This is a genomic window from Caulobacter sp. X, assembly GCF_002742635.1.
In the GTDB taxonomy this organism is placed as follows: domain Bacteria; phylum Pseudomonadota; class Alphaproteobacteria; order Caulobacterales; family Caulobacteraceae; genus Caulobacter.
Map to the genome: position 1 here is coordinate 355,234 of NZ_PEGF01000001.1, position 18,634 is coordinate 373,867.

General features: G+C 66.4%; 13 protein-coding genes. 5 read left to right on the forward strand and 8 right to left on the reverse strand.

The window, feature by feature from the left end; all coding sequences use genetic code 11:
* Nucleotides 1-12 precede the first annotated feature (12 nt).
* Entirely contained in the window at nucleotides 13-732 is a 720-nt protein-coding gene (locus CSW60_RS01505) for a UTRA domain-containing protein (protein WP_066681072.1), read from the reverse strand.
* Between the two features lie 162 nt (nucleotides 733-894).
* On the opposite strand from CSW60_RS01505, the gene CSW60_RS01510 reads away from it, so the two are divergent.
* Entirely contained in the window at nucleotides 895-3,018 is a 2,124-nt protein-coding gene (locus CSW60_RS01510; protein ID WP_099535539.1) for a phosphocholine-specific phospholipase C, read from the forward strand.
* A gap of 24 nt (nucleotides 3,019-3,042) precedes the next feature.
* Complete coding sequence (locus CSW60_RS01515; protein ID WP_099535541.1) at nucleotides 3,043-3,618, forward strand: HD domain-containing protein; 576 nt, start codon at nucleotides 3,043-3,045, stop codon at nucleotides 3,616-3,618.
* Here CSW60_RS01515 and phnX read toward each other — a convergent pair.
* The 7 genes from phnX to CSW60_RS01550 form a co-directional block, all read right to left on the reverse strand.
* Nucleotides 3,615-4,427, reverse strand: a complete 813-nt coding sequence (gene phnX, locus CSW60_RS01520) for a phosphonoacetaldehyde hydrolase (protein ID WP_099535543.1) — start codon at nucleotides 4,425-4,427, stop codon at nucleotides 3,615-3,617. The genes CSW60_RS01515 and phnX overlap by 4 nt on opposite strands.
* The gene (locus tag CSW60_RS01525; RefSeq protein WP_099535545.1) at nucleotides 4,424-5,557 is read right to left on the reverse strand and encodes a TIGR03364 family FAD-dependent oxidoreductase; all 1,134 of its coding nucleotides are present in this window, start codon (nucleotides 5,555-5,557) and stop codon (nucleotides 4,424-4,426) included. The genes phnX and CSW60_RS01525 overlap by 4 nt, the downstream gene beginning before the upstream one ends.
* A gap of 13 nt (nucleotides 5,558-5,570) precedes the next feature.
* Complete coding sequence (locus tag CSW60_RS01530; RefSeq protein WP_099535547.1) at nucleotides 5,571-6,521, reverse strand: aspartyl/asparaginyl beta-hydroxylase domain-containing protein; 951 nt, start codon at nucleotides 6,519-6,521, stop codon at nucleotides 5,571-5,573.
* A gap of 1 nt (nucleotide 6,522) precedes the next feature.
* Nucleotides 6,523-8,439, reverse strand: coding sequence for a tetratricopeptide repeat-containing sulfotransferase family protein (locus CSW60_RS01535; RefSeq protein WP_236634198.1), 1,917 nt, complete (start codon nucleotides 8,437-8,439; stop codon nucleotides 6,523-6,525).
* A complete protein-coding gene (locus tag CSW60_RS01540; protein WP_099535551.1) occupies nucleotides 8,436-9,059 on the reverse strand; it encodes an aspartyl/asparaginyl beta-hydroxylase domain-containing protein in 624 nt (207 codons plus the stop codon). The genes CSW60_RS01535 and CSW60_RS01540 overlap by 4 nt, the downstream gene beginning before the upstream one ends.
* On the reverse strand, nucleotides 9,056-9,694 hold the full coding sequence (locus CSW60_RS01545) for a sulfotransferase family 2 domain-containing protein (protein WP_099535553.1): 639 nt from the start codon (nucleotides 9,692-9,694) through the stop codon (nucleotides 9,056-9,058). Before CSW60_RS01545 ends, CSW60_RS01540 begins: the two co-directional genes overlap by 4 nt.
* A gap of 66 nt (nucleotides 9,695-9,760) precedes the next feature.
* Entirely contained in the window at nucleotides 9,761-12,562 is a 2,802-nt protein-coding gene (locus tag CSW60_RS01550; RefSeq protein ID WP_099535555.1) for a TonB-dependent receptor, read from the reverse strand.
* 361 nt (nucleotides 12,563-12,923) lie between these two features.
* On the opposite strand from CSW60_RS01550, the gene CSW60_RS01555 reads away from it, so the two are divergent.
* The 3 genes from CSW60_RS01555 (at nucleotide 12,924) to CSW60_RS01565 (ending at nucleotide 18,627) form a co-directional block, all read left to right on the forward strand.
* Nucleotides 12,924-13,964: a LacI family DNA-binding transcriptional regulator gene (locus CSW60_RS01555; RefSeq protein WP_099535557.1), complete on the forward strand. Its 1,041-nt coding sequence runs from the start codon at nucleotides 12,924-12,926 to the stop codon at nucleotides 13,962-13,964.
* 147 nt (nucleotides 13,965-14,111) lie between these two features.
* Nucleotides 14,112-16,964 (forward strand): TonB-dependent receptor, encoded by a 2,853-nt coding sequence (locus CSW60_RS01560; protein ID WP_099535559.1) that lies wholly within the window; start codon nucleotides 14,112-14,114, stop codon nucleotides 16,962-16,964.
* 118 nt (nucleotides 16,965-17,082) lie between these two features.
* On the forward strand, nucleotides 17,083-18,627 hold the full coding sequence (locus tag CSW60_RS01565) for a tryptophan halogenase family protein (RefSeq protein WP_099535561.1): 1,545 nt from the start codon (nucleotides 17,083-17,085) through the stop codon (nucleotides 18,625-18,627).
* The last annotated feature ends 7 nt before the right edge of the window (nucleotides 18,628-18,634 follow it).

Genomic DNA, 18,634 nt, shown 5'->3' on the forward strand with positions numbered 1-18,634 from the left:
CGGCGCCCTGCCCTAGCGCACCCGAATATCCACGCTGACGGTCAGGGCGTCATGGCGCCAGTATTCGCGATCGAATTCGACCACATTGCCTTGAGCGTCGTAGCAGGTCCGCACCAGGCTGAGGCCCGGCAGGCCCGATTTCACCCGCAGCGCCTCGGCCTCGTCGCGCGTCAGAGCGCAGGGCCGCATATCGACCTTGTTGCGCGCCACGCCGATGCCATAGACCGTCTTCAGCACGCTGGTCAGCGAACCGTTCAGGTCGTGCTCGATCAGGCCAGGCGCGCGAGCGCCATCGACGATGATGCTCTCGATCAGCACGGCGCGGCCGTCGATCGAGCGGCGTCGGCGGATCCAGTACATCGGCGCGCCGATCGGGCGCGAGAAGATCTGGGCCAGTATGCCGTCGCAGGTGATCTCGACCTTACTCAGCGTTTCGGTTTCGGGCCGTCGCCCCTGCGCCTCGACGTAGGACATGAAGCCCTCCCAGCGTGTTGGGTCATAGACCACGGGGGGCGGCGAAACGTACCAGCCGCTACGGTCCTTCCGGTAGATGATCCCTTCGGCCTCGAGCTGGAAAAGCGCTTCTCGCACGGTGCCGCGCGCCACGCCTCCGCCGATCTGCAGCTGACGCTCGGAAGGCAGCCGCTCGCCGGGCTTGAATTCGCCGGCCGTGATGCGGGCGGCGATGTCGTCACGCACGCCGAGATACTGAAGACTTTCGGGCTGTTGCATCGAACGACCTAGCCAGCGGTCGAATCCCGCCGCCCTTAAGGATGGAAGGGGGGCATCCCTGGGTCAAGGAACCCGATCGGGTCGAACGCCCGCCGCCCCAAAATGTCACGAAACCTTCGCGTCAATCTGGTCTATACCAAATCGGATTGTGGGAGATGGATCATGGCCGCCGATCGACGCTCGTTTCTGCGCGCCGCCGCGGCCGGCGCCGCCACGGGCCTGCTCCCGGCGACCATCGCCCGCGCCCTGGAGATCCCCGCGCGCCACCGGACCGGCACGATCATGGACGTCGAGCACGTCGTGATCTTCATGCAGGAGAACCGAGCGTTCGATCACTACTTCGGGACGCTGAATGGAGTTCGGGGTTTTGGCGACCCTCGGCCGCAGCGCCTGCCAGGCGGAGCGTCGGTCTGGCGTCAGCCGAGCCGTGAGCACGCGGACGGCTTCGTCGCGCCGTTCCATGGCGACGCCTCGGCCACCAACGCCTATACGGTCGACGGCTCGGACCAGGGCCACCAAGCCGCGATCACCATCGTCAATGGCGGGCGTTACGATCAGTGGGGGCATAGCGGCGAGCTGCACAAGCGGATGGTCTACTACAAGGCCTCCGACCTGCCCTTCTATCACGCGCTGGCTAGCGCCTTCACCGTCTGCGACGCCTATCACTGTTCGACCCTGACCCAGACCTATCCCAATCGCCTGCATCTCTGGACGGGCTGCAACGGCGGCGGGAAGGTCGGCGGCGATCCGGAGATGAGCAACTACGGCGAGGACGAGACCCCCAGCGCCGACATGGCCACGGACAAGCCCATGGCCAAGGGTTCCTATGACTGGACGACCTATGCGGAGCGGCTGCAGGCGGCCGGGATCAGCTGGAAGGTCTATCAGGAGTACGACAACTTCGGCGACAACATCCTGTCCGTGTTCAAGCCGTTCCGGCCGTGCCCCAAGGACTCGCCGCTCTATGAGCGCGCGCGCTCATGGGTGTCGGAGCACAAGACCGGCGCCGACCGCACGCGTTCGGACGGCCAGCAGCTGGTCGAGGCGTTCCGCGCCGATGTCGCCGCCGATCGCCTGCCTCAGGTTTCGTGGATCGTCACCGCCGCGGATTTGTCCGAACACCCTCAGGCCGAGCCCTCGAAGGGCGAGCACGTCTGCGCCGAGCTGGTCAAGGCGCTGGTCGACCACCCCGAGGTGTTCGCCAAGACCGTCTTCATCATCAACTACGACGAGGCGGGCGGCTTCTACGACCACATGCAGCCGCCGATGCCGCCGCTGACCGCCGAACAGGGTTGGAGCTCGGTGTCCGTCGCTGGCGAGAGCAAGGACTACGGCCAGGCCGACGTCGAGAACAAGGGCGCTCACCCCCTGGGCCTGGGCATCCGCGTGCCGGCCATCATCGTCTCGCCGTGGACGCGCGGCGGCTTTGTCTGCTCGGAGGTGTTCGACCACACCTCGACCCTGCGGTTCCTGGAGCGCCGCTTCGGGGTGCGCGAGGAGAACATCAGCGATTGGCGCCGGACCGTCTGCGGCGACCTGACCTCGGCCTTCGACTTCGCCGCGCCGAACCAGGACTGGGCGGCCCTGACCCTGCCGGCGACAGCGGACTACATGCAGCGCGTGGCGCGCTCCAAGGCCGCGCCCAGCCTGCGCATCCCAGCGGCGCAGACGGCCTCGCCGCAGGACGGCCCGCAGCGGGTGGCCCGCGCCCTGCCCTACCTCCTGGCGGCCGACTTGCGCGTGAAGGACGGCAAGGTCTGGATCGATCTAGTCAACGCCGGCCGCGCGGGCGCGGTGTTCCAGGTGTTCGACAACACCGACCGCGGCGGCCCGTGGCGCTTCACCCTCGCGGCCGGCCAGGCCTACGCCGCAGGCCATTGGAACCGCGCGGGCCAGGCGCCTGGTCCCTATGACTTGACCGTCCACGGACCCAACGGCTTCTACCGTCGCTTCGTGGGCGACGCGTCGAAGGCGCAGCCCACGATCAAGGTCCTGCCCGACGCGCGCTCGCGCCTGCTCGTTAAGCTGAAGAGCAGCCGGGCCGGCGCCGTGATCGCCCAGATGGATGAGGCCTATCCCCTGTCCGACGGCGAGGCGCGTCAGGCCATCGCCTTGAAAGCCGACCGCACCGTGCAGGCCATCTGGGACCTGCGCGGCAGCGATCACTGGTACGATCTCACCCTCACCCACGCCGATGATCCCAGTTTCATTCAGCGTCTGGCCGGCCATCTCGAGACCGGGCGGGCCAGCCGCACCGATCCCGGCATCGGGCGCATGCGCCTGTAAGCCTTCAGAACCTACGGATACAGCATGACTTCGAGTTCCGCGGCCGACACGTTCCTGGCCGAAATCACCGACTTCTTCACCCGCCTGGGCGACCTGCACTATGGCGAGGACGTCACCCAGATGGAGCACGCCTTGCAGGCGGCGCATCACGCCAAGCTTGACGGAGCGTCGCCAAGCCTGGTCGCCGCGGCCCTGCTGCACGACATCGGCCATCTGATGCAGAAGATCGGCGAGGACGCCGCCGACCGTGGCATCGACACCCGCCACGAACAGATCGGCGCCGGTTATCTGGCGCGCGGCTTCGGCCCCGAGGTGAGCGAACCGATCCGGCTGCACGTGGCGGCCAAACGCTATCGCGTGGCTATCGATCCTACCTATGCCGGCCGTCTCAGCTATGCCTCGCAGCAGAGCCTGGCGTTGCAGGGCGGCCCGATGAAGCCCGACGAGATCAAAGTCTTCCTCGCCGATCCCTACGCTGGCGCCGCACAGAAGCTGCGCAGCTATGACGAGGCGGGGAAGGATCTGGAGGCCGAGGTCGCCGGCTTCGAGACCTACGGCGACCTCCTACGCGACCTGATCCGCGAAGCCGGCAAGCTCTAGACCGGCCGCTCGCCCCGCGCGATCCGCGCCTCGATATCGTCCAGCACTGGGCCGAGCTCCGCGACTGTCTCGACGACATAGTGCGCCCCGGCGTCCCGCAAAGCTTGCGCGGACGCCGCGACGCGCGAGGCGCGCTCATCGGCCGGCAGGTCGGCGAGCGCCTCCAGGCTCAGGCCCACGCCGTTACCGGACGCGGAGAACCCCACGGTCCAGGCGCCGACCTCGAGACCTTCGGAGATCCCCACCACGGCGTCGTCGACCTTGACGCAAGCCCGCGCCGGCCAGACGCCAAGCTCGACCAGCGCCTTCCACATCATCAAGGGCGACGGTCGGCCCACGACGGTCTCGCCCGCGCACACCACGACGTCCGGAGCATAACCCTGCTCGGCGGCCAGCGGCAGGATGTCGGCCATCATTGGCCGGGTGTAGCCCGTGGTCGAGCCGATCTTCACGCCCCGTGCGCGCAGGTCCGCGACCAAGGCCGCCGCGCCCGGGATCAGGGTTGAGCAGTCTCGAGCGGCCTCGCGCATCTTCGGTTCGACGGCGTCGTGCAGGCGATCGACATCCGTCTCATCGCTGGCTTGGCCGTACCAGGCCCGCCAAGCTTCGGCGATCCTTGGCATGGCCAGGAGCGCGCGGACGTGATCACGCTTGGCGCGGCCCATGTCGGCGCGCGCCTCAGCCTCCGTAATCTCGACCCCGGCCTCGGCGAACACCTCCCTGAGCGCCAAAACGGGCGCGCGACAGCCGAAGTCGATCATCGTACCGGCCCAGTCGAAGATGACGGCCTTAATAGGGCTGTGGCTCACGCGAAGGCTCCTTGGGGCAGGTCCAGCAGATCGGCGACGACAGTTTCGGCGAGGCCGAACGCGGTCGACGCGCCGGTGCCGCCCGTCACCACGACCAAGCGCACCCCAGGCGCTGGCGTCTCGACCAGACTATGCCCTGAGGCCGAGGCGTAGGTGCCGATCCAGCGCTCCGTGACGGGGGGCGGCGCTTGGCCGAACACCTGCGCGAACTCGTCCAAGATCAAGGCGTCGACATCATCGCGGGCGAAAGGATCGGGTGTCGGCGCGTAGTGATGGCTGTCGCCGACCACCAGGGAACCGTCGGCGCTCTGCACGACGATCAGGTGGACGCCATGCTCCAGATGCGCGGGCTGCTCGGCTTCGAGCCGGGCGCGCAAGGCCTGGGCCTCAGGCAAGGCGGCATAGCCGAGATAGCGGACCAGGCCGAGGTCGGACATGACCGGCGCCGGCAGCCGCCAGCCTGGATCGGCCAAGCGCAGCATCTGCAGCTTGCAGCGAGTCACGCCGGCGCGCGCGAAGCTGTCCGGAAACAGGGTCGCGAGATCATCGCCCGGGCAGACCACGATCGCCTCGGCGGCGATCACGCCAGCGGAGGTCTCCAGCCGCCCGGTCTCGACGCCGCGAACGGAGACGCCCCGCAGGAAGGTGACGCCATGCGCGGCTTCAAGCCAGGCCGCAACGCGCGGAATAGCGGTGCGCGACTCCACGCGCAGGTCGACGCTGCTGGTCAACCCGCCCCGCACTTGCCCCCGCGTCGGGAGGCGATCGCCCAGCGCGTCGACGTCGCGCCAGGCGCAGCCCTCGGCCATCTCGGTTTCCAGGAAGGCCTTGAGCACGGCCTCGGCTTCCGGGCGCCGGGCGATCATCGTCAGGCCGCGCTGGAGAACGTCCACGCCCGCCGCGTCGCCAACTTCGCGCCATATCTCCGCCGAGCGACGCGCATGGCTCCAGACCGCGCCCCGCTCCTGGCCCGTCACCGTCACGAAACCGAAGTTGCGAACCGAGGCGCCATTGGCCTGGGCGTCACGGTCAACGACAACAACGCGCTTGCCCAGCCGCGCGGCGGCCAAGGCGTGGGCCAAGCCGACAATGCCCGCTCCCACGATGGCCAGATCAAAACCCTGCTTCAAGACGAACCTTCCCTCACCGCGCAGCGTCTTCGGCGACGAGATGCTGCAACACACGCTTCTCCAGCACCAGCAGCGCGTCAGCGCCGTTGGTGCGCATCACAAGCCCCTCGGCCAAGGGACGCACGGCCTCGCCAAGCGCTCCGGCGAGACGCAGGAACGCCGGAGCCGCCTCGCCGCCGACGCCATGCAGCGCGCACAGCTGACGCCAGTCGAACGCGAAACCTTCCAGCACCTGGCTGAACCGCGCCGCCCGGCCTAGGGCATCGGGACTGTCGACCGCCACGGTCAGCTCGCTCCTCAGATCATCCAGCAGCCACTGGACCTCGGCCGCCGGCATGATCGGCGAGCGTTGGTTCAGTTCGGTCAACAGCGGATGATCGGCGGTCGGATCCCACTTCACTGAGCGCCACCGATCTCGCGGCGTCGCCGGCGCGTGGACGAACCGCCAGAACGCCGCCGTGCCGGTCGTGTCGGCGACCAGATGAATCCGCTCGCCAACGGCGTTGTTCTCGACGTGGTGGCGTCGCCAGTTGTCGAACACCCAGGCTTCGCCCGCGCCCATGTGCACGGCCTCGCCATCACAGTGGAAGCGCACCTCCGGCCATGTCAGCACCGGAATGTGCAACCGCACGCGGGTATGCCAGTGATAGTTGATGTCGGCGTGCTCGGGGACCCCCGCGCCGGCCGCCAGGCGCATCAGCCGCGAGCGGCTCCAGACCACGCCAAAGCCCGCCAGGGCCTGCTTCATATACGGCATGGCCTCAAGCCACGGCGTCGGCGCCATGCGCCCCTGGACGCCGTCGTTCTCGCTCCCGCCCGCTGTGATCAGCCGTACAGCGCTGTTCCCAGGCACCTGGTCAGGATGGGAGACCCAGGCCTCGGGCGGCAAGGCGGCGACCTCGGCCTGGAGGCGCGCTGCGTCGAACAGCAGCGGCAGCTGGAAGAAGGGTTGCGAAAGACGCATGTCACGCGGTCTCCGTCAGCACATCGCCCAGCGTCGTGCGTAGCGGCGCAAGCCAGGGCGCGTAGCGCTTCCATTGTTCCAGGCCCTCGCGCCCGATCGGCTGGCGCACCTGCTCGGAACTGGGCGTTCGGATGCCGCGCCGGGTCTCATGGAAACGCAGACACGACGGCTCGAAGGGCAGACCGGCATGGTCCAGCATGCGCCGCGCGGCGTCTTCCAGATCGTCGACCACATCCTCGTACCGGACCCTGAGGACGCGCCCAGGCAGCACGGCCTCCCAGTGCCGCATCAGGTCGAGATAGATCCGATAATAGCCGGCGATGTCTTCCAGGCTGTAGGTGAATTCCTGGTTCGTCGTCCCGAACAGCTGCTTGAAGTTGCTGAAGCAGCAGGCCATCGGTTCACGCCGCACGTCGATGATCGTCGCGCGCGGCAGGATCAGCTGGATAAGGCCAATGTGCCAGAAGTTGTTGGGCATCTTGTCGATGAATAACGGACGCCCGATCCGCCGATAGGCTTGCGTCTCGCTCAGAAAGCGCTCGCCTAGCGCGCGGGCATCCGCGGCCGTCAGGTGAAGGAGCGCGGCGGGGGTCTCCGGCAGACCGCAATCGGGATCTCGGCCGCACAGCTCACCGGCGTAACGGCCGATCTCGGTCAGCTCGTGCGTCCCTTCGACCTGGGAGTGCGACGCCAGGATCTGCTCGATCAGGGTCGAGCCCGAGCGCGGAAGCCCCAGCACGAAGATCGGCGCTGGACTGTCCGCCCCCCACCCTGCCCGCTTGGCGAAGGCCTCGGCGGTCATGGCCTGCTTCAAGCGCTCCGCGCAGCGTTCGGCGACATCCGTCCTGTAGCGGCTCGACGTCCGCCTCAGCGCGTTGCCGCGGGCGTAGAACGCCCATGAAGCGGCATAGTCGCCCTGATCCTCCAGCGCCTTTCCAAGAGCGAAGCGGAGATAAATCCGGTCCATGTCTTGCAGGCTGGGCCTCGCCTCGGCGGCGCGCATGCGGACGATGTCATTATCGTCGAAGGCATGGGTCTTGAGATTGGCTAGGCTGAACCAAGCCACGCCTTGATCCGGGCGGGCCGACAGAGCGGCGCGATAGTCGGCGACGGCCTCGACGCCGCGCCCCATGGCCTTCAGGGCGTTGGCGCGCCACAGGCGCAGGTCGGCGACCTCCTCGGCGGACTCGCACGGCCCAGCCAGGAGCCGCGCGTAGAGGTCGATCACCGGTTCGAAGTCGCCAAGGCCCAGGCAGGCCGCGCCGTACAGCTTCAGGACGTCGCGCGCGCCTGGCGCTTCTTCCAACAGACGCTCGGCCTGCTCACGCGCCGCCTGATGCTTCTGGGCCTGCAGCAGCGCCATGGCGTAGTCGAAGCGCGCCTCGTGGTAGTCCGGCGCTCGGTCAAGGATCGCGGCCAGCAGGGCCTCGGCCTCCTCCGCCGCTCCGCCTTCCAGCCGGATGCGAGCCAGGAGGCGCAGCGCGCCAACGCTCTCGCCAGCCGAGCGCAGGTGAGCACGCAGGATATCCTCGGCGGGCTCAAGATCTCCGTCGGCCAGCAGGCTCTGAGCCGCGACAACGGCGGGCGGAAGCTGCTTCAAGACCGCAAGCCGCTGCGCAGCGACGCTGGCCTCGCCCTCCTCTCCCCGCAGGCGATGCAGCTGCTCCAACATGTCCCAGCAGGCGGGGAGCGCGGGATTGAGCGCCACGGCCTCATGCAGAGCAGCGATCGCGCCCGGACCATCTCCCAAGGCGATAAGGCACTGCGCGCGCTCCTGATAAAGTCGGCTGAAGCGCGGATACTCTTCTCGCAAGCGCTCAAGCGACGTCAGCGCTTCCTTGACCCGCCGCTGTTCGCGCAGCGCCCTGGCTTGGCGCAACAGCGCTTCTCGATCGTCTCGCGCTTCGGAATCGCTCACGGCGTCGCGCTCAGCAACGGCGCCAGCCATGCAGGTTCAGGCTGGTCCGCGTCGAAATATTCGAAGATCAGGTGGATGCGGTCCGTAACGCCGCCATTGCGCACCCAATGAGGACCGAGGTTGTCGACCTCGACCGCCTCGCCGACCGGAAAGTGATGCTCGGCGCCGCCGAAGAACGCGATCACTTCGGGATTGGTCGTCAGCGGCACGTGGATCTTGTGCGGCCATTTGGCGGCCGGATTGGCGTCGATGTGCGGATGGATCACCCCGCCGGCCGGCATCCGCGCCAACATGACCCGAGGAAAGACGCCGCGCGCATAGCCGTAGTCGCGAACCGCTTGGGCCAGCACGGGCTCCAGCCGATCCCGCCACGCCGCCCAGGCCGGGCGGTCGTGCGAGCCGCGCCAGTCTCGCGGGCTGTCGACGAAGCGGAAAACGATGTGCCGGGTCGTGTCCAGCACCTCGAACTTATTCGGTTTCGCGGCGTTCTCGGCGTCCCAGACCGCCTCGGGGATCGCCAGGACGGCGTCGCGCAGGGCTGAGATGTCGACTGGACCGAGGGCGCGCACCGTCCTCGTCTTGCGCGGATTGGCCGTCAGTTCGAGCCGCGCGCCGCTCATCGCACGCCCTCGAAATCGTAGCCGAAGAGCTCGAGATCCTGTGCATAGCGCCTGGCGACGCCGTCGATCAGTCCCTGGTCGTAATAGGCGCGATAGTCCTGGTGCGCGGTGCTGTTGACCCGATCCAGCGGACGCGGCGCGATGCCGATGCGCGCGCAGATGGCGTCGTAGGAGCCTTGCATGTCCTCGACCCGTCCCACCTGATCGGCGAGCAGGGTCTTGCCGTCGTCGTCGACCAGCAGCCAGGCCTGCGGCTGGAACAGGATGTGGCCTTCGGGCGGGTCCACGAACAGGAAATGGCGCATAGCCTCGCGCGGCTGCCGTTGGAACACGTCGCCGCCGCGCAGCATGAAGGCGCAGTACGAGACGAAGCGATCGAACGGATTACGCACGAAGGCGAACTTGAAATAGTCCGCGAAGGCCTCTTCACCGAGATAGGGCCGCACCTGGCGCAGGGACAGGTGCCCATGCTGGATCGCCGCGAGATCGGCCCAGGGGAAGCGCTTGTTGACGAACAGGCCGACCTGCTCGACGTCCTCGTCGCCCATCCGCTCGCGCAAGGCCTGCCGGACGGCGTGCGTGCCAGTCTTGGGAACCGCGGCGAAGATGAAGCGGTGGCGATGGGAAACGATCATTTTGGCCGTATTAGGTGGAAAAGCGGCGTCCCGTCCGACGAGCGAGACGCCGCTTCCTGGGTAGGCTTAGAACTTGTAGCGGAGACCCATCATGTAGGTCGAACCGCTCTGGTTCTGGTTATAGAGGTAGCGGTTCTGGCCCCAGAACTGCGTGTCCTTCTGGTTGGTAAGGTTGACCGCGTCCAGCGAGACCTGCAGCTTCTCGGAAATCTTGTAGAACGCCGCGGCGTCCACATAGGTCGAGCCCTCGAAGCCCCGGGTGCTGGCGCTCATCGGAGAGTCGCTGCGGCCCGTGTACCAGCGGGTGCGGTGGCTAAGCGACCCACGCAGACCCCAGTTGTCGGTCTCGTAGTAGAGCGTGGCGTTGTAGCTGGTCTTCGAGATCCCGGTCAGCGCCTCGTCCGCGTCGACATAGGTGTAGTTCGCCATAGCGCCGAACTTGTCGAACGGCGCGGGCAGGAACGTGAAGTCCGCCTGCGCGGCCAGCTCGAGACCGGTCAGCTTCTTCTTGCCCGCTACGTTCACGGGCATCGAGAACTCCTTGACGATCGTGTTCGCGGTCGCGCCGGGGATCGTCGTGAAGGGCACGCCGGTCTGGCTGAACGGCACGTTCTCGAGGGTCAGCGAGCCGATGAAGTTCTCGATGTTCTTCTGGAACACGCTGGCCGAAACCATGCCGATCTTGCCGAAGTAGTATTCGACGGCGACGTCCAGCGTGGTGTCCTTGTACGGCTTCAGGTTCGGATTGCCGCGCGAAGCGGTGATCACGCCCGAGTCCGGGTCCTTGAACGCCGTGCCTTCGGCGGCCATGGAGCCCATGCCAGGACGGTTCAGATTCTGGGTGGCCGAGAAGCGCACCTGAACCTCAGGCGTCAGCTCCAGCACCGTGTTCAGGGCCGGCAGGACGCCGGAATAGCTGCCCTTCACGTCGGTGGTGCCCAGATAGGCGTAGCTGTCGCCTTGGATCCAGCCGGTGCTGTGGGTGTCCGTCTGATAGCCGCGCAGACCCACATTGCCGCGGAAGCGCTTGCCGAACAGTTCGTGATCCCAATCGAGCTGGACGTACTCCGACACGGTCTCTTCCGTGGTCGTGTAGACGTTCTCGATGTCCTGCAGAGCGCCGCCCGTGCCGTCCGTGTTCGGGCCGAGGCGGTGATATTCCTTATACTTGGCGAAAGCCTTTTCGTAGTCGCCGATCAGCCACGAGCCGAAGTTGTTCGAGAACACCGTGGTGATGTCGCCCACCGACGTGCCGCGCGCCTTGCCGCGGGTGCCATTGACGTTGTCGTCATAGAACAGGTCTCTGCCGTCCTGGCGGAAGCGGTGATAGGCCGCGCCGGCGCGCAGGGTCAGCGTATCGTTCAGCACGTAGTGCGCGTTCAGCACGCCCTCGCGCAGTTCCGACTCGTTGTAGAAGCTGCGGTAGTAGAACGAGTCCATCGCGTAGTTGGCCGCGTTGGTCGGATCCCAGCCCGGATACTGGAACGAAGCGGACTGACCGTCGGCGCCGTAGTTGGCGATCAGGTTGCCCTTGGCGCGCATGTACAGCTTGTCGTCATACGGCGTCTTGTAGGTCGACTTCTCGTAACCCACGTGGCCATCGAACGACAGCCGCTCGCTGGCGTCCCACTTGCCGGTCAGCGCCAGCTGGCGGAAACGGTTCTTGTTCAGCGAGCGGCGATGCTCGCTGCCGAACGTCGTCCCGGTGACGTCCATCGAGGTGACGTAGCCGTTGCTGTCGTAGGCGAGGTTGTTGATCACCGACGGCTTCTGGAACACGGTCGGCCACACGCCGCCCGGCGCGGTATCGAAAGCGACCGAGCCGGTGGACGACAGCGGACGCGTGGCCAGGTGCAGCTCATCGCGATGCGTCGTGAACTGGCCGTAGAGGCCGTCCAGGGTCAGCAGCAGGTTATCGACGGGCTTCCACTGGACGGCGGTCGTGATGCCCAGGCGCTCCATCTTGGCGTCCCAGGACGAGATGCGGTTGCCGTCCGCGAAATAGAGGTCGCCCGACACGAACTTGGCTTGCTGGGCGGCGCTGAGCTTCGAGATGTCGAGACCCTTGGCCACCAGCGACTTCATCGTCGAGGCGGAGGGGTGCGAGTAGTTGTAGGTGTTGTGGCCTTGTTCGGTCGTCTGGCGCTTGGCGTAGGCGATCGAGGCCAGCACGCCGAACCGGTTGTCCCAGTTATGGCTGAACAGAGCGGCGATGCGCGGCTGGGTGTCCTTGGTGTACTGATTGGTGCCCAGCTTCAGCGACAGAGCGCCCTTGGAGCCGGACTGGTAGTCGAACGGCTTGCCGGTGAAGAGGCCGACGGTGCCGGCCATGCCGCCTTCGTTCTGCGCGGCCTCGAAGGTCTTTTCGACCTCGACGCGCGAGAACAGTTCCGAGGCGAAGATATTGAAGTCGAAGGCGCGGTCGCGCGAGCGCTGGCCGCGGCTGTCCTGCGCCGAGTCGACATTGCCCAGCACTTCCATGCCGTTCAGCTGCACGCGGGCGAAATCGGGGCCGAGGCCGCGCAGCGAGATGCGACGACCTTCGCCCGCTTCGCGGTTGATCTGAACGCCCGGCAGGCGCTGTAGCGACTCGGCCAAGTTCAATTCAGGGAACTTCGCCATGTCCTCGGCGACGATCGCGTCCTTCTGGATCACCGATTCGCGCTTGATGGCCCGGGCGTCGGCGAGCGACTTGCGAAAGCCCGTGACGACGATCGCATCGACCGTATCGCTGGCGCCCGCGCTTTCCGCGGCCTGGCGCGCGAAAGCCGCGGTGGCGCTGGCGTCGGCCGCGAGCACGGCGACCGTGCACAGCAGACAGCTCTTCAAGTTCGGCCGCCAGGCCCGAACGGATTGCAACTTCAGCATGAGAATCCCCTGCCCCAAAACTGGTATGGACCAGAGGCTTTAAGCAGGCTGCCACGACACCTGCGTGACAGTGACGGGCCGTCAGTCAAAATTCGTTGCGCCAGCACCTGTCCGTCGCGCGCGGCGTGGATCAATTACTTCCGGATCGGATCATTCTTCCAGGTCGCGCTTGCGGATGCGCTTGAGGGGCCTTCATGGCGCTGAAGCTGTCGACTCGTCACGAAAACGAATTTTTGGACTATACCAATAATAAGGCCATTAAGGCTGGACCCAACGGCCTTGAGCCCTCTTCCCAGCGCACGCGCTTGTATTGCAGGGGCTTCCTGAGCATCTTCGCCGGGCTTTCTGGGGAACATCGCGTTTGACAACCAAGAGACCCACCATCGACGACGTCGCCCGGCTTTCGGGCGTGGCGCGCGTGACGGTGTCTCGAGTGCTCAACGGCGGCCCCAACGTCCGGGACGAGGTCCGCGCCCGGGTGATGCGCGCGGTCGAGGAATTGGACTACAAGGTCAATCCTCAAGCGCGAAGCCTTGCCGGGGGCGCCAGCCGATTGCTGGCCTTCGTGTTCGCGTCGGACCCCGAGAACGAGCCAAACTCCTACTATGAGTCCGCGCTGGAGCTTGGCGCGCTGAGAGCCTGCCTGGCCTTGGGCTACCAAGTGCTGGTCCAGAATGTTCCGCATCAGACGCCCGACCGGCGAAAGCGCGTGCTGGACCTGGTCACGACCCAGCGATGCGAAGGCCTTATCCTGTCCCCCCCTTACAGTGACGATGTCGCCTTGATCGAGGCGGCGTTGGCGCAAGGCTGCAAGGTCGTGACGGTTTCGCCCGGTGGTCCCGGGCGGGGCAAGGCCGATGCGGTCGGGGTCGATGACGAGGCGGGCGGCAACGACATCGCCCGAGAACTGCTGCGCCTTGGCCACCGACGCTTCGGCTTCATTGCCGGACTGGAGGGGCACCTGTCGGCGGACCGACGGTTCAAGGGCTTTCAGCGCGCCCTTTCTGAACAGGGCCTCGGCGAGTCGGACTATGTTGTTTCGCGCGGGGACTTCACCTTTCGGTCGGGAGTCGATCTCGCCCCTGCTCTGCTGGATCACCCTTTGCGCCCGACCGCGATCGTCTGCGCCAATGACGACATGGCGGCCGGCGTCCTGTCGGCGGCTCACGCGCGGGGCCTGAACATCCCTAAGGACCTTTCGATCACCGGCTTTGATGACGCGCCCGTCGCCGCCATCGTCTGGCCGCCACTGACCACCGTGCACCAACCGGTCAAGGTGTTGGGCCAACGGGCCGTCGAATTGATCGTCGCTCGGCTGACGGGCGCAAATCTAGAGCCGCAGCCCGTATTTCAGCGACTTGAGCACGCCGTCGTCCTTCGTCAGACGACCGCTACGGTCTGATCTTCCCATGCTTGAGCCTTGACAACGTTGTCGCCTTGGCGGCAATTGGAAGCGCTTCCATTGGAGCATTTCCACGGCCGGATTCGGCCGCATGACAAGCAAGAAGATGGATCGCCTTTCCGCGGGCGAGTTCAGAGGGGAGAATTCATGCGAAACCGCACGACGAGCGGCGCGCGTCCGTCCACCCAGAAATTTTACGCCACGGCTTCGGTCGCAGCCATCACCCTGGCCCTAGCCGGGCCTGGATTCGCGCAGACCGCGCCCGCGCCGAAGGCCGAGGACGACACGGTCGAGGCGATCGTGGTCACCGGCATCCGCGCCGGCATCCAGAACTCGATCAACATCAAGAAGAACGAGACCTCGATCGTCGAAGCCGTCTCGGCCGAGGACATCGGCAAGCTGCCCGACGTCTCGATCGCCGAGTCGATCGCTCGTCTGCCCGGCCTCGCGGCCCAGCGGGTCAACGGCCGCGCCCAGGTGATCTCGATCCGGGGCCTGGCGCCGGACTTCACGACCACGCTGCTGAATGGCCGCCAGCAGGCCAGCTCCGGCGACAACCGCGCCGTCGAGTTCGACCAGTATCCGTCCGAGCTGTTGTCCAGCGTGGTGATCTACAAGACGCCCGACGCCCAGGTCTCGGGCATGGGCCTGTCGGGCACCGCCGACCTGCGCACCGTCCGTCCGTTGGAATTCGGCAAGCGCGTCCTGGCCGTGAACCTCCGGGGCGAGAAGACCTCGGGCAAGAAGCTGAACGACGACTCCCACAACACGGGCGGTCGCTTCAGCGTCAGCTACATCAACCAGTTCGCCGACGACACGATCGGCGTCGCGCTGGGCTACGCCCATCTGGATTCGCCGTCTCAGGTGAAGCACTACAAGGCCTACGGCTACGAAGCCTTCCCGGCCGAATCCACCTCGCCCGACAGCGCCGACGGCGCCTTGATGCTGAACGGCCAAGAGATCTTCGCCACCTCGCGCAACAACAAGCGCGACGCGGTGATCGGCATCTTCGAGTACCAGCCGAACGAGCGGATGCACTCGACGCTGGACCTCTACTACTCGTCCTTCAAGCAGAAGGAGCGGACGCGCGGCGCTCAGTGGTTCTCGAACCCCTATGCCGACGGCGTCACCTATTCGGGCGTGACCACCGAGACGCTGGGCGGCTCGAAGTTCGCGTCCGGCGGCACGCTGAGCCATGGCGTTCTGCAGCTGCGCAACGACTACAACACCCGCATGGACCAGCTGTTCTCGGCCGGCTTGAACAATGAGTACAAGTTCAGCGACAAGACCCGGCTGGTCGCCGATCTGTCCTACTCGTCGAACAAGCGGAAGGAACAGATCATGGAGACGTACGCGGGTTACGGCCGCGGCGTCGGCGGAGTCACCCCGGGTACGCCGGACGTGGGCCGCACCTATGACACCATCGGCTTCAAGGTCGCCGACGACGGCTTCTCGCAATACGACGAGGGCCTGAACTACGCCGACGCCAGCAAGGTGACGCTGGGCGACCGCGCGCCCTGGGGCGGCTGGGGCCACGACGGCGCCATCCGCTATCCGCACGTCAAGGAAGACGTGACCGCCGTCGATGTGCGCCTCGAACATGATATGGACGGGTTCATCACCCAGGTTTCGGGCGGCGTGAACTACACCAAGCGCGACAAGGGCAAGACGGTCTCGGACAACGATCTGTTCCTGAAGAACGGCCGTCAGCAGGTCTATGTCGACGCCGCGGACCTCGCCTCGCCGACCAATCTGGGCTTCGCCGGCTTCGGCGACGTGCTGGCGGTCAAGATCGGCGACGTCTGGAAGAAGTACTACAACGCCGCGCCGATCCTCGACGCGAACTATTACGACAAGAACTGGGACATCACCGAAGAGGTCGCGACCTTCTTCGCCAAGGCCAACTTCCAGGCCGGCGACCTGCGCGGCAATGTCGGCGTGCAGGTGGTCAAGCAGAAGCAGGAGTCGAGCGGCGTCGTGATCAACGGCCTCGCCTCGGGCCAGCCGATCGTCCCGACCCGGATCAACGCCAAGGACGACTACACCGACGTCCTGCCCAGCATGAACCTGATCTACGACCTGGGCGGCGGTCATCGCATCCGCTTCGCCCTGTCCAAGACCATGGCCCGTCCGCGGATGGACGACATGCGGGCGAACGTGACGCCGGGCTTCAACAGCCTGGTCTGCTCCAGCCAGCCCTGCGGTCCCGGCACGACGGTCAATCCATGGTCGGCCTCGGGCGGCAACCCGCACCTGAAGCCCTGGATGGCGAAGGCCGCCGACCTGGCCTACGAGTGGTACGTCAGCCCCGCGACCTATCTGTCGGTGGCCGGCTTCTACAAGAAGCTCGACACCTACATCTATCAGCAGTCCGGCACGTTCGACTTCACCGGCATCCCGCTGCCGCCGGGGGCGAACATCCCGTCGGGCACGACGATCAACAACATCGGTCAGATCACCCTGCCCGCCAACGGCAACGGCGGCACGGTGAAGGGCCTGGAGTTCAGCGGCGCGCTGGACTTCGGCCAGTTCGCCGAGGTGATGAAGGGCTTCGGCGTCCAGGGCAGCCTGTCCCTGACCAAGTCGAACCTGAACCCGACCACGAGCACCGATCCCAAGCAAAAGGTCCGTATCCCCGGCCTCTCGGGCACGGTCTACAACGTCACCGGCTACTACGAGCGCGGCGGCTTCCAGGCGCGCATCAGCCAGCGCTACCGCTCGGCCTTCAAGGGCGAGGTCGTGCAGCTGTTCGCAACGCGCGGCTTCACCGAGATCCTGGCCGACAAGCAGGTGGACGCCCAGATCGGCTACACCTTCCAGGACGGCCCGCTCGAGAACCTCGGCGTCTTGGTGCAGGTCAACAACCTGACCAACTCGCCCTATCGCACACGCCTTGGCCTCGACGACGGCGGGACCAAGACCAGCAACGGCGCTTCGCTGCCGGAGACCTACGAAAAGTACGGCCGCCAGATCCTGTTCGGCGTCAACTATCGGTTCTAAGCAAGATGACGAGCCCCGCCGCAGCCCCCTTAGCGGTTGGGCTCGCCAGCTAGAACCATCGGAGGCGGGGCCGCACAGCCAGCGGCCCCGACCTTTGACCAAAACGGGAGGCGAGTGGTTGCAACCGCTCAAGAAGATACTGATCGCCGGCGGCGGATCGGCCGGGTGGATGACGGCGGCGCTGTGCTCACGCCTGTTCCAGGGCCTCTACGAGATCGTCCTGATCGAGTCCGAGCAGATCGGCACGATCGGCGTCGGCGAAGCGACCATCCCCGCCATCAAGAAATTCAACGAGCTGCTGGGCCTCGACGAGGACGATTTCCTGCGCAAGACGCAGGGCTCGTTCAAGCTGGGCATCCAGTTCCGGAACTGGTGGCGCAAGGGCGAGAGCTACCTGCACGGTTTCGGCGTCATCGGCCAGGACCTCGGCTGGCTGCGCGCCCACCAGTACTGGCTGCGCATGCGCGAGCTGGGAAAGGCCCCTCCCTTCGATCACCTGGCGATCAACAACGCCATGGCGCTGAGCGACAAGTTCATGCGCGCTCGGGCCGACATGAGCGAGTCGCCGATCGGCCACATCGCGCACGCCTTCCACTTCGACGCCGGCCTCTACGCCAAGCATCTGTCGACCTACGCCCAGGCGCGCGGCGTCAAGCGGCGCGAGGGCAAGATCGTCGACGTGACATTGCGCCCCGAGGACGGCTTCGTGCAGTCGGTCACGCTGGACGACGGCGAGACGATCACGGCCGACTTCTTCGTCGACTGTTCGGGTTTCCGGGGCCTGATCATCGAGCAGGCGCTGAAGACGGGCTACGAGGACTGGACGCACTGGCTGCCCTGCGACCGGGCCATCGCCGTGCCGTCCGAGCGCTCGGAGCACTTCACGCCCTATACGCGCTCGACGGCGCACGACGCCGGCTGGCAGTGGCGCATTCCGCTGCAACACCGCACCGGCAACGGCCACGTCTACTGCAGCAAGTTCATCGACGACGATGAAGCCGAACGCGTCCTGCTCTCCAACCTGGACGGCGCCCAGCGCGCCGATCCGCTGCGCATCCGGTTCACGACCGGCAAGCGCAGGAAGATCTGGAACAAAAACTGCGTGGCCGTGGGTCTGGCCGCCGGTTTCATGGAGCCGCTGGAGTCGACCAGCCTGCACCTGATCCAGTCCTCGGTGATCCGCATGGTTCGCCTATTGCCGGACGCGAGCTTCGACCAGGCGACGATCGACGAATTCAACCGCCAGACGGACTTCGAATACGAGCGCGTCCGCGACTTCATCATCCTGCACTACAAGGCCACCGAGCGCGACGACACCGCCTTCTGGCGCCACTGCCGCGACATGGAGGTCCCCGCGACGCTACAGCGGAAGATGGACCTGTTCCGCGCCAACGGCCGGGTGTTCCGCGAGGACGACGAGCTCTTCACCGAGGAGAGCTGGATCCAGGTTTACCTGGGCCAGGGCGTGATCCCGCGCGGCTACGACCCGCTGGTCCGCGTCCAGTCGGACGAGGCCATCGCCCAGTATCTCCACAACATCGAGACGGTGATCGGCAAGTGCCTAGCCGTCATGCCCAGTCACGCCGAGTTCGTGGCCCGGGCCTGCGAGGCGCCGCCGCCGGCGGCGTTGCAGGCCGCCCCGCCGCTCGTTCCCACCCCCTGATGGCACG